The organism is Flavobacterium sp. 38 (genome assembly GCF_057799715.1).
Genome location: NZ_JBYNWZ010000004.1, coordinates 405656 through 418296, shown reverse-complemented (window position 1 = coordinate 418296; position 12641 = coordinate 405656). Strand labels below are relative to the sequence as shown.

Here is a 12641-nt window from a genome sequence, read left to right as displayed (position 1 = left end):
CTATATATAACTTAGGATCTATTTTTCGATCTCTCTCATAGAATCCATTTTTTTATGAGCTAGGAAACCTGCAACATCTTCAAAATGCTCTTTTACTCTTTTGTTTCCGAATTCGAAAACTTTAGTAGCCAATCCGTCAAGGAAATCACGATCGTGAGAAACCAAAATTAAAGTTCCGTCAAAATCTCTTAAAGCATCTTTAATAATATCTTTAGTCTTCATATCAAGGTGATTTGAAGGCTCATCCAGAATCAATAAGTTTACTGGCTCCAGCAATAATTTAATCATCGCTAGACGCGTTTTTTCTCCTCCAGAAAGCACTTTTACTTTTTTAGTAATATCATCTCCTTGAAACATGAAAGCTCCTAAGATATTTTTGATTTGCGTTCTAATATCTCCAACTGCAATACCATCTATTGTTTCAAAAATCGTTGCATTTTCATCTAGCAATGCAGCTTGATTTTGAGCAAAATATCCGATTTGTGCATTATGACCAATTTCAACGCTTCCAGAATCCACGCCGATTTCTTTCATAATTGCTTTAATCATAGTCGATTTTCCTTCACCATTCTTTCCAACAAAAGCCACTTTCTGTCCGCGCTCGATTACAATGTTCGCATCTTTAAACACAACATGATCTCCGTACGCCTTAGACATGTCCTTTACAATAACTGGATATTGTCCAGAACGCGCTGCTGGCGGAAATTTTAATCGTAATGCAGAAGTATCTACTTCATCAACCTGAACGATTTCCAGTTTTTCAAGCATTTTTACACGAGATTGAACCGCATCTGTTTTAGAAAAAGTTCCTTTGAAACGATCGATAAAAGCTCTATTGTCAGCGATCATTTTTTGCTGTTCGTCATATGCTTTCTGCTGGTGAATTCTACGGTCTTTTCTTAATTCTAAATAATGAGAATATTTTGCTTTATAATCATAGATTCTTCCCATCGTCACTTCGATTGTACGATTGGTAATATTATCTACAAACGCTCTATCGTGAGAAATTACCACAACTGCTTTTGCTTGATTTAAAAGAAAATCCTCTAACCACTGAATACTTTCGATATCCATGTGGTTGGTTGGCTCATCTAGCAAAATTAAATCTGGTTTTCTTAATAAGATTTTAGCAAGCTCGATACGCATTCTCCATCCTCCTGAAAACTCAGAAGTCTGACGCGTAAAATCTTCACGCTCAAAACCTAAACCAACTAAAATTTTCTCAACTTCGGCTTCGTAATTTACTTCTTCAATAGCATAGAATTTCTCACTTAAGTCAGAAACTCTTTCAATCAGCTTCATGTATTCGTCACTTTCATAATCGGTACGAACTGTCAGTTGCTCATTGATTTGATCAATTTCAGCTTTCATTGTAAAAATCTCACTGAAAGCCTTTGATGCTTCTTCCATTACAGTTGCACCATCTTCAGTAAGCAAATGCTGAGGCAAGTATGCAATTACAGCTTCTTTTGGAGCAGAAATGCTTCCTGTAGAAGGTTTGTTTGCTCCAGCAATTATCTTCAAAAGCGTAGATTTTCCTGCACCATTTTTACCCATAAGGGCAATTTTATCATTTTCATTAATAGCAAAAGAGACATCGCTAAAAAGTGTAGTTCCGCCAAACTGAACCGAAATATCGTTAACTGTAATCATTTGTCTTTGTTAATTTGTTTAATCGGTTAATCGTTTATCTGACTACCCATTTTTTTCGTGCTGCAAAGATATATTTAATTAGAGAATGTGCCAATGAGATAATTAGATAATTTTGAGAATGTGCTAATTAGATAATTGCTAATTTAAATAATGCCTCAATTGTAATAAACGAAACTCAAATGGTTTTAAAAAATTTAAAAAATTTAGCCTTATCTTGTACTATAATTTTAAAAATCAGCAAAATATGAAAACGAAATTAAAACTGACTATTTACTTGATTGCAGGGTTAATGTTTGGACTTTCTGCAAATGCGCAAAAAACGGTAATAAAAAAAGAGGCTTTACCTGCAAATGCACAAGCTTTTTTAAAGACACATTTTGGTTCGAAAAAGCCGACTTATATTTTAGAAGACAAAGAAATTCTTTCTACAGAATACCAAGTTAAATTTAACAACGAAATTGAGATTGAATTCGACAAGAAAGGAAACTGGAAAGAAGTAGACGGCAAAAATTCTACTATTCCAAAATCTATCGTTCCTAAAAAAATCGCTTCTTATATCAAAACCAATTTTCCAAAAGAAAAAGTAACTAAAATAGAAATTGGAAGTTCTGGTTATGAAACAAAACTTACCAATGGCTTAGAATTAAAATTCAATTTAAAAGAAAATTTCGTGAAAATCGACAGATAAGGCAAATTAGGAAATGTGACAATTAGAAAATTAGATAATTGGAAAATCCTCAAAAATTTAAACACAACAAAACCCGACAGGTTTTTAAAACCTGTCGGGTTTAACTATTAAAAAATGCTTATAAAAATTATCTAATTATCAAATTGACTAATTATCTAATTAATCCTTTCTCCACTTTTTAGTTTCTTCAAAAACGTGTTCTAAGATTGCTTGTTCTGTTGCATCAAAATCTATATTTCGTCTTGACAAAACTAAACGCGCTGTTTCAAAAGCTTTTTTAGTTACATAGGTTGTAAAACCTGCCGCACCGCCCCAAGAAAAACTCGGAACAAAATTGCGAGGAAAACCAGATCCGAAAATATTAGCGCTTACTCCTACTACAGTTCCAGTATTAAACATCGTATTGATACCGCATTTACTGTGATCTCCCATCATTAAACCGCAAAACTGAAGTCCGGTTTTGGCAAAACCTTCTGTTTCATAACTCCAAAGTTTTACTTCTTCGTAATTATTTTTTAGGTTCGAGTTATTAGAATCTGCTCCAATATTACACCATTCACCCAAAACAGAATCACCTAAAAAGCCTTCATGCCCTTTATTTGAATTCGCAAAAAGAACCGAGTTTTTAACCTCACCGCCTATTCTAGAACCAGGTCCAACAGTGGTTGCGCCATACACTTTTGCCGACATTTTAACCATAGCATTTTCGCATAGAGCAAAAGGTCCACGAATTGTGGTTCCTTCCATAATTTCGGTATTTTTACCTATATATATAGGCCCCGTTGAAGCATTTAAAGTTACAAACTCTAATTTTGCTCCTTCCTCGATAAAAATGTTTTCTGGAGAAATTACATTAACACTTTTAGGAATTGGCTGCGATGTGCGGTCTTCTGTCAGAAATTTAAAATCCTGACGAATGGCAGCATCATTTTTAGAGAAAATATCCCAAGTATGTTCAATAGTTATACAATCTTCGTTGTATGGAATAATTTCATAAGAATCAAAATCGACTTCTTCTTGGTTTTCGCTTGTAAAAAAAGCAATTACATCTTCACCTTTAAAGATCGCCTGATTTTCTGTCAAATTAGAAACCATCTCTGCAAGAGTATCATTTGGCAAATACGCTGCATTGATCATTACGTTTTCTTCCATTTCGACCATTGGAAATTTTTCCGACAAATATTCCTCGGTGATAGTCGTTATAGTCGAACCTAAATATTTTTCCCATTTTTGGCGAATGGTCATAATTCCGACTAAAATATCAGCTACAGGTCTAGTAAAAGTAAAGGGTAATAAAGCATTCCGAACGGGACCGTCGAAAAGAATGTAGTTCATAAATAATTGAGTGTTTATTAAAAATTAGTTTGGTTACCTAGGGTCAAAGTTACAAATATTTTAATTGTAGTATTTGTCGCGTATTATCCTATTCTGAAAAAACAGTATATTTTTAATATAAAAATAACTTTGGACGAAGATTTAACCGCAAAGAACGCAATGGCAAAACGCAAAGTTCGCAAAGCTTATAATAAAAACATTTGCGAACTTTGCGTAAATCTTAGTGCTCTTTGCGGTTAAAATCAACAATAAAAAAAGCCTCCCAAATTGGAAGGCTTTCTATATAATTTAAAACAGCTATTATTTTTTAGCGTGTTTAGCGTATTTAGTTTTGAATTTATCAATACGTCCTGCAGTATCGATAAGTTTAGATTTACCAGTATAAAAAGGGTGAGATGTTCTAGAAATCTCCATTTTTACAACTGGATACTCAACTCCGTCAACTTCAATTGTTTCTTTTGTATCTGCAGTAGATTTAGTGATAAAAACGTCATCATTAGACATGTCTTTAAATGCAACTAATCTGTAATTTTCTGGGTGAACTCCTTTTTTCATCTTTTCTTTTATTTATTGTTTTAGAGCATTTTCATTTTGAAGCTTTTTCATGGTTAGAAAAAGGTATAAACAAGCACTACTCTTTTTTGTTTAAAAATTTAATTATTTTTGAGTGTGCAAATTTACAATTCTTTTTTAATAAACAAACAGTTAGCTTACTTTTTTTTAGTTTATTTCGAAAAGCTTTTTTTATATCCGTTTATAGTGGGAATTACTATATTTGTGGATTAATTTTAAACATATCGAAATATGATTAATGAAGTTATAAAAAAGAATGGAGTTACTTATGGTGTAATTATCGGAATTGCATCGGCTTTGGTTACCGCTACAATCTATGCTGTTGATTTAAACTTATTTACAGCTTGGTGGATGGGAATACTAGGACTTGTAATAAGTTTAACGATTAGTATAATCATGCTTTCTAAAACCAAGAAAGAATTAAACGGCGTTTTTCCTTTTAAAGATGCTTTTACTACTTATTTTATAGCTGCAGTAATTGGTATTTTAATATCTACAACTTTCAACATCGTATTATTTAATGTTATTGATCCAGGCGCAAAAGATACTTTGAGCGAAATTATGATCAAATATACTGTTGGCATGCTGCAGAAATTTGGCACGCCAGCCTCAGCAATTAACGAAACTATTGCTAAAATGAAAGAAAGCAATCCGTATTCTACTTTCGAATTATTAAAAGGATCTGTTTTCGCAATTGTTGTCAGTGCTATTTTCGGATTAATTTTCGCAGCATTTTTTAAAAGCAAATCTACACAAGAATAAAAATATAAATGAATTTATCTATACTTATACCGCTTCTAAACGAGGAGGAATCACTTAAAGAACTTTATACTTGGATCATTAAAGTGATGCAGTCTAACAATTACTCTTATGAAATCATTTTTGTAGATGATGGTAGTACAGATAATTCTTGGCAGATTATTGAAGGCTTTTCTAACGAAAACCCAAATGTCAAAGGGATTCGTTTCATGAAAAACTTCGGAAAATCTCAAGCTTTACATGCTGGTTTTGCAAAAGCTAAAGGTGATGTTATCATTACTATGGATGCTGACTTACAAGACAGTCCAGACGAAATTCCTGAATTGTACGAAATGATTACGGCTCAGAAATTTGATTTGGTTTCGGGCTGGAAAAAGAAACGTTACGATTCTGTTGTGGCAAAAAATCTTCCTTCCAAATTATTTAACTGGGCTGCTAGAAAAACTTCTGGCGTTGAGTTAAATGATTTTAACTGTGGATTGAAAGCATACAAAAATGTGGTGGTAAAAAACATCGAAGTTTCTGGAGAAATGCACCGCTACATTCCGGTTTTGGCAAAAAATGCCGGATTCGGAAAAATTGGCGAAAAAGTAGTAATTCACCAAGCCAGAAAATATGGTGAAACAAAATTCGGAATGGAACGTTTTATAAACGGTTTCCTTGATTTAATTACCATCTGGTTTTTATCACGATTCGGAAAAAGACCTATGCACTTATTTGGCGCAATGGGTTCTTTAATGTTTATCATTGGTTTTTTGGCCGCAGGATATATTGGAGTTTCTAAACTTTACCATATGTACACCGGAATGAAGTATAGTCTGGTTACCAATAATCCGTGGTTTTATATTGCTTTAACGACTATGATTCTTGGAACTCAATTATTTTTGGCCGGTTTCTTGGGAGAAATAATTCTAAGAACCAAAAGCAATGAAGCACGTTATAAAGTAGCGAGAGAGGTTAATTTCTAACATCAACCTGAACATTATATTTTTTTTCTATTTTTTTAATTAAGGCACAAAATTATTGCATACAGCACCTGCAGTCCTTGATAAAAAATTATTTTTAGAATAAACATAAAACGAAATTTAAATGAATATAGCACCTAATATATTAAACGCTGTAAACGAATGGCTAACGCCAACATTTGACCAAGAAACGCAAGCTGCAGTTAAGGAATTAATGACAACTTCGCCAAAAGAACTGGAAGAGAGTTTTTACAAAAACTTAGAATTCGGAACCGGCGGTATGCGTGGCGTTATGGGTATTGGAAACAACAGAATCAATAAATATACGCTTGGAAAAAATACTCAGGGATTATCTGATTACTTGCACCAAGTTTTTCCAAACGAAACTTTAAAAGTTGCTATTGCTTACGATTGCCGTCACAACAGTAACACGCTGGCAAAAGTGGTTGCTGATGTTTTCTCTGCAAACGGAATTCAGGTGTATTTGTTTTCTGACTTAAGACCAACTCCAGAATTGTCTTTTGCTCTTAAATATTTAAAATGCCAGTGCGGAATTGTTTTAACAGCTTCTCACAATCCACCAGAATACAACGGTTACAAAGTATATTGGCAAGACGGTGGACAGATTGTTCCTCCGCAAGACAAAGAAATTGTCAATGTAATTGAAAGTTTGAGCTATGACAAAATCAAATTCAATGCTAACGAAAGCTTGATTCAATATATCGATACTGAAATAGACAAAGCTTTTATAAAATCGTCTATCGAAAACGCAAGTTTTAATACTCCGGCTGAAGCCAAAGACAATCTTCATATTGTTTTTACTTCGTTACACGGAACTTCTATAAAATCAATTCCAGATACTTTATCACAAGCTGGATATAAAAATGTTCATATTGTTCCAGAACAAGCTGTTCCAGACGGAAATTTCCCGACTGTAAAATCTCCAAACCCAGAAGAACCAGAAGCTTTAACAATGGCTTTGGCTCTTGCAGATAAAACAAATTCTGATATCGTAGTTGGTACAGATCCTGACTGCGACCGTTTAGGAGTTGCCGTTCGTAACAATGAAGGCAAAATGATTTTATTGAACGGAAACCAGACTATGGTCTTAATGACTTCTTTCTTATTGAAACAATGGAAGAAAGCAGGTAAACTAAACGGAAAACAATTCGTTGGCTCGACAATCGTTTCTACTCCAATGATGATGGAATTGGCTACAAGCTATGGCGTGGAGTGCAAAGTTGGATTAACCGGCTTTAAATGGATCGCTAAAATGATCAAAGATTTTCCTGAATTGGAATTTATCGGAGGTGGTGAAGAAAGTTTCGGATTTATGGTTGGAGATGCCGTTAGAGATAAAGATGCAGTTGCCGCAACCCTATTAATCTGCGAAGTTGCCGCTCAAGCTAAAGCAGCTGGAAGCTCTGTTTATAAAGAACTTTTACAGCTTTATGTTGAAAATGGTTTCTACAAAGAATTTTTAGTTTCTCTGACTAAAAAAGGAATGGAAGGCTTACAGGAAATCAACCAAATGATGATTGATTTGCGTGAGAATCCTCTAAAAGAAATCAACGGTGAAAGAGTAATTATGGTTGAGGATTATCAATCGTCTATTGCTTTAAATTTATTGACGGGCGAAGAATCTACAATGGATATTCCGAAATCTAATGTGTTGATTTATTACACGGCAGACGGATCTAAAATCTGTGCAAGACCAAGTGGAACTGAACCTAAAATTAAATTCTACATCAGTGTAAATGCAGAATTAGAGTCAGTTTCAGATTTTGACGAAGCAGAAAAATTCTTAGACGGAAAAATCAAGAATATTATTGCTGATATGCAGTTAAACTAATAAAATAAGTACGTTCATTCTTGACATACTTTGAAATTCTAGAACTCTGATTTGTATTTTACAATATAGATCAGAGTTTTTTTTATAAAAAAAACTAAAAAGAAATTGAAAACACCTCAATTGGATTAATTTTGTCCCTACAAAAATAAACACCGAAAATCTCAAAACTTTGTGAGAGATTCTAAAGCACCAAAAATAACACCCAAAAAATAAATGAGTACTTTCAAAAAAATAGTTCCTTTTATATATCCGTATAAAAGATATGCCTATTTAAACATCTTCTTTAATGTTTTATACGCGCTTTTCAGCACACTTTCTTTTATGTCGTTGATCCCGATGATTCAAGTTTTATTTGACCAAACCAAAAGAAAGACTGTTGAACCAGTTTATGAAGGAATTTTGCACATTAAAACATACGCAGAAAATTATTTAAGCTATTACGTAACGACTACTACCGATCAATATGGTGTTGGCCGTACCTTATCAATTATGGTAGCCGGAATTATCAGTATCTTTTTACTAAAAAACCTAGTAGACTATCTGGCTATGTTCTTTATTAACTTTTTAAGAAATGGAGTTTTAAGAGACATGCGTAATGCGATGTACAAAAAAACACTGGAACTGCCGTTGTCATTTTATTCTGAAAAAAGAAAAGGTGACGTAATTTCTAGAATTTCTGCAGACGTTAACGAAGTTCAAACTTCATTTTTAGCCATTTTGGAGCTTATCGTAAAAGAACCTCTAACGATTCTTTTTACAATTGCAGCCATGCTTTTCATAAGCCCAAAGTTAACTTTGTTTGTATTTATTTTTATTCCAGTTTCTGGCTACATTATTTCTTTAATTGGAAAACAGCTTAAAAAACAATCTTCGAAAGCACAACAGGAACAAGGTCACTTTTTATCGACTATTGAAGAAACTATCGGAGGTTTAAAAGTGGTTAAAGGATATAATTCTGAAAATTACTTTAATACTGTTTTTCAAAATTCAACTGAAAGATTTTTCAAATTATCAAACAGTATTGGAAATCGCCAGAATCTAGCTTCACCTGCAAGCGAATTTATGGGAATTACGGTAATCGCAATTTTATTATGGTACGGAGGCCAAATGGTTTTAATTGACAAAACGCTAGATGGCGCTTCTTTCATTGCTTATATGGGATTGGCTTATAACATTTTGACTCCAGCAAAAGCAATTTCTAAAGCTTCTTATGGAGTAAAAAGAGGAAATGCTGCTGCAGAACGTGTTTTAGAAATTCTGGAGCAGGAAAATCCTATTACTTCTAAAGAGAATGCCGTTGAAAAAACAACTTTTGATGACACTATCAGCGTTCAAAATGTAAACTTTAAATATGAAGAAGAAACCGTTTTAAAGGACTTTTCTCTTCAAATTAAAAAAGGGCAAACTGTTGCTTTGGTGGGACAATCTGGAAGCGGAAAAAGTACCATTGCGAATTTACTGACGCGTTTCTATGATGTAAATGACGGAGCAATTTCGATTGACGGAATTAACATTAAAGACATGAATCTGCAATCACTTCGCAGCTTGATGGGATTAGTTACTCAAGATAGTATTTTATTTAATGATACCATTAAAGCAAATATCTCTCTAGGAAAACTAGACGCGACAGATGATGAAATTATTGAAGCTTTAAAAATCGCCAATGCTTACGAATTTGTAAAAGATCTTCCGCAAGGAATTTATACTAATATCGGAGACAGCGGAAACAAACTTTCTGGTGGACAAAAACAGCGTTTATCTATTGCACGTGCCGTATTGAAAAATCCGCCGATTATGATTTTGGACGAAGCAACATCAGCATTGGATACCGAAAGCGAAAAATTCGTTCAGGTTGCGCTTGAAAACATGATGCAGAACAGAACTTCGATCGTAATTGCGCACCGCCTTTCTACAATTCAAAAAGCAGATGTGATTGTCGTAATGCAAAAAGGAAAAATCGTTGAACAAGGGACTCACGAAGAGTTAATTGCGCTCAACGGAACTTACAATAAATTGGTAACCATGCAGTCTTTCGAATCTTAAGAAAACAGCATAACCCAATTATTTTACACAGATTAAGGAAATATTAAAACTCAGTTTTATTTCTTTAATCTGTGTTTTATTTTATAACTTTAGGTGAGTTAAAGAATAAATCGTTAATCTCACGAAAATGTATCTTAACAACCCAAACATTTCACTTCCTGAAGATCCGAACACTATAGTTTGGAAATATCTGGACTTATCTAAATTTCTAGATTTACTGCTTTCAAAAAAGCTTTTTATGTCTCGTTCAGACAAATTTGAAGATCAGTATGAAGGCACTTTTAGCGAACCTACTTATGAAGAGATTAAAAAACTCGCTACTGACAATCCTGATTTTTTAAAATACTATAAAACACATCGCGAACAAGTTGCTATCAGCAGCTGGCATATTAACGAATATGAGTCTTTTGCCATGTGGCAGATTTTCACTCAAAATAGCGAAGGTTTAGCCATTCAATCGACCATTGGACGTTTGCAGAAAGCATTAAAACCAGAGAACAATTTCGATCAATTTATAGGCGAAGTCAATTATATCGACTACCGAAAAGAATACATTCCGTTTGATGACTTATTTTTTCCTTTTTTATTCAAAAGAAAAAGCTTTCAATACGAACGCGAGGTCCGCATTTTAACTGATACTTCAAAAAGTGATATCAAACTAAATGACGGTTTAAAAATAAATGTCGATATTAACCAATTAATTGAAAAGATATACATTCATCCAAAATCTGAAAACTGGTATAAGAAACTGGTTATAGAACTGGTCGAACGCTTGGATTTTGGTTTTGAAATTGAAAAATCTGATTTGGAAAGTGATATATTGATTTAGAGGTGCTGAGATTCTAAGCTTCTGAGTTTTTTAGCCACAGATTAAGAGGATTAGAAAAGATTTTTTTTTTAACTAAACGACAAAACGCCTAGAAATTTAAAATTTCTAGGCGTTTTGTCGTTTACGAAACTATTTCTGCGAGGAAACTTAGAAGCTTAGCACCTCAGTATCTCAGAACCTTAGTAGCTTAAATAGGCTTATATGCCTTAACTTCCCACTTCTTAGAAGCTAAATCAATATAATTATAGTGTAATACATCGTTTTTATCAAACTGACCGTTTTGGTTCGTGTCTTCAATAGTTCTAAAATATAGACGGTTTTTAGAATCAATTAAATTCCAGTCGATTAATTCTTCTAAATCTGCTGAGACCTTTGTGAAGTTTTCTCCGCTGATGTCACTTAGGTATAACGTTTTGATATCGCTGGTATCAATTTTTCCGTCTTTATTAGTATCAGAATCTGTCAGGGTGTAAACCATAACATTATTATGCGTTCTGTCTGCAACAGTTTTCAAATAAGTAGCCGTTAAAATTAAAACTGGTTTATCCGATAAAGGTCGGATAGAATCTGAATCTACTTTTTGAAATTTTAAATTCTGCAGGTAACCTGTAATTTCATATTCGCCTAAATTCGAAATCGTAAAACTCACATCGTTTACGCTAGACGAACCAAGTCTTGCTTTAGAACCTCTTTCATAAACTCTTAAATCACCAACGGGATGAATTAAATAATTTGTTCCTTCCATTTGGATAGGAAGATCGGCAATTTCAATTTGTGTAGAATCTGTTTTGGCAACGCTTACTTTGTTTGAAGCGCCATAACTTACTTTTGGCTTTTGAACTTCTTCTCGACAGCTAATTACTGTTCCGACAAGTATAAGGGCGATATATTTAAAATACTTTTTCATCTATAATGGTTATATACGATTATCAAATATACTATTTTTGATTGTATTTTTGGATTTTACCAATAAAGATGACACTAAATTATCTTCTTATTCCAATCTTCTTTTAATTAAAGCATCCTTTAAATCTTGTATTGTTAAATCTTTTTTGTTTTTTCTTTTAAAAAAATTAGATACAAAGAGACTAATTTTATCAGATTCAAAATTAAAATGTTCTGCAAAATTAAAATCTGATATGTTTACATCAAAATCACTAGAAAATTGGACCAAAAAGTCCACTGCTTCATCTCCATAAATTCCTAAATCTTTTTCAATCCAATAATTAGGAGATTGGTCATTAAAGAATTTCCCAGTTTGTTTATTTAAAAATTGATACAGTTTAGAATAGTCCATGCTTATAAAAATTCATTACCATTTTCCACCGCTATTTCCTCCACTATAAGCCCCTCCTCCAAATCCACTACCAAAACCACTTTTATCATTTTGATTGTGATTAGAATATTCAATAAGTATTTCAACAATATCCATTGCAATTAAAGTCCAGCCCGCATACGGAACGACTCTTCCTATTGCTCTTCCCAAAACTGTAGTACCTAAAATTCTGATCGGCATTTTTTGAGGTAAAGCTGCAGATAAATATTTAGACGCGATAGAAGTTCCTGAAGCCGAACCTGTCATTATAAATCGTTTTTTTAAAATTGGCTGACCTAAAAACACCAACGAAGAACCAAGAACAGAATTACTTAAGTCATTATCTTTAGATTTTATTTCTTTTTTCTCAATTAAAACTTTATTTACATTAGCAATATTAATTCTGTCATCAAAATGAATATTACATCTATTAATTCTTTCAAACTCCAAATTTAACATTCTCTCAAAAATAGTCTGAGGGTTTTCAAAAGAAGAATTTTTCAGTTTCATCTCAGATTCTTTTCTTGATTTCTCGATTGATTGAAGTATTTTGTATTCTAAAAAGTAATCAGTCATAACTTTCTGTTTATAAAATGAATAAAAAATCAAATATAAACATTATATATCAA

Annotated in this window: 12 protein-coding genes; 6 read left to right on the top strand and 6 right to left on the bottom strand. The window is 33.0% G+C overall.

Translation table 11 applies throughout. The annotated features are described in order from the left end of the window. Positions 1-18 precede the first annotated feature (18 nt). Complete coding sequence (locus AC3E9W_RS13155) at positions 19-1653, bottom strand: ABC-F family ATP-binding cassette domain-containing protein (RefSeq protein ID WP_306159050.1); 1635 nt, start codon at positions 1651-1653, stop codon at positions 19-21. A gap of 244 nt (positions 1654-1897) precedes the next feature. On the opposite strand from AC3E9W_RS13155, the gene AC3E9W_RS13150 reads away from it, so the two are divergent. Further along, a complete protein-coding gene (locus AC3E9W_RS13150) occupies positions 1898-2341 on the top strand; it encodes a PepSY-like domain-containing protein (protein WP_488768711.1) in 444 nt (147 codons plus the stop codon). A 159-nt stretch (positions 2342-2500) separates the two neighbouring features. On the opposite strand, the gene AC3E9W_RS13145 is transcribed toward AC3E9W_RS13150, so the two are convergent. Both AC3E9W_RS13145 and AC3E9W_RS13140 read right to left on the bottom strand, forming a co-directional pair. Then, the gene (locus AC3E9W_RS13145; protein WP_488768710.1) at positions 2501-3676 is read right to left on the bottom strand and encodes a GlmU family protein; all 1176 of its coding nucleotides are present in this window, start codon (positions 3674-3676) and stop codon (positions 2501-2503) included. 300 nt (positions 3677-3976) lie between these two features. Continuing rightward, positions 3977-4231, bottom strand: coding sequence for a type B 50S ribosomal protein L31 (locus tag AC3E9W_RS13140; RefSeq protein ID WP_007804523.1), 255 nt, complete (start codon positions 4229-4231; stop codon positions 3977-3979). A 249-nt stretch (positions 4232-4480) separates the two neighbouring features. Here AC3E9W_RS13140 and AC3E9W_RS13135 point away from each other — a divergent pair, with 249 nt between their 5' ends. The 5 genes from AC3E9W_RS13135 (at position 4481) to AC3E9W_RS13115 (ending at position 10697) form a co-directional block, all read left to right on the top strand. Continuing rightward, positions 4481-5011: a DUF4199 domain-containing protein gene (locus AC3E9W_RS13135; RefSeq protein ID WP_488768709.1), complete on the top strand. Its 531-nt coding sequence runs from the start codon at positions 4481-4483 to the stop codon at positions 5009-5011. 8 nt (positions 5012-5019) lie between these two features. Beyond that, positions 5020-5976 (top strand): glycosyltransferase family 2 protein, encoded by a 957-nt coding sequence (locus AC3E9W_RS13130; protein WP_202006064.1) that lies wholly within the window; start codon positions 5020-5022, stop codon positions 5974-5976. A 121-nt stretch (positions 5977-6097) separates the two neighbouring features. Then, positions 6098-7825 carry a phospho-sugar mutase gene (locus AC3E9W_RS13125; RefSeq protein ID WP_456897199.1) on the top strand — a complete coding sequence of 576 codons (1728 nt, stop codon included), beginning with the start codon at positions 6098-6100 and terminating at the stop codon, positions 7823-7825. 213 nt (positions 7826-8038) lie between these two features. Then, on the top strand, positions 8039-9868 hold the full coding sequence (locus AC3E9W_RS13120; RefSeq protein ID WP_488768708.1) for an ABC transporter ATP-binding protein: 1830 nt from the start codon (positions 8039-8041) through the stop codon (positions 9866-9868). A gap of 127 nt (positions 9869-9995) precedes the next feature. Beyond that, entirely contained in the window at positions 9996-10697 is a 702-nt protein-coding gene (locus AC3E9W_RS13115) for a DUF2971 domain-containing protein (protein WP_488768706.1), read from the top strand. Between the two features lie 187 nt (positions 10698-10884). Here the strand turns inward: AC3E9W_RS13115 and AC3E9W_RS13110 are convergent, their stop codons facing one another. The 3 genes from AC3E9W_RS13110 to AC3E9W_RS13100 all read right to left on the bottom strand — a co-directional run bounded on the left by AC3E9W_RS13110 (position 10885) and on the right by AC3E9W_RS13100 (position 12588). Further along, complete coding sequence (locus AC3E9W_RS13110) at positions 10885-11604, bottom strand: hypothetical protein (protein WP_488768705.1); 720 nt, start codon at positions 11602-11604, stop codon at positions 10885-10887. An 87-nt stretch (positions 11605-11691) separates the two neighbouring features. Then, positions 11692-11994, bottom strand: coding sequence for a hypothetical protein (locus tag AC3E9W_RS13105; protein ID WP_488768704.1), 303 nt, complete (start codon positions 11992-11994; stop codon positions 11692-11694). A 15-nt stretch (positions 11995-12009) separates the two neighbouring features. Next, the gene (locus tag AC3E9W_RS13100) at positions 12010-12588 is read right to left on the bottom strand and encodes an STM2901 family protein (protein ID WP_488768703.1); all 579 of its coding nucleotides are present in this window, start codon (positions 12586-12588) and stop codon (positions 12010-12012) included. Between the last annotated feature and the right edge of the window lie 53 nt (positions 12589-12641).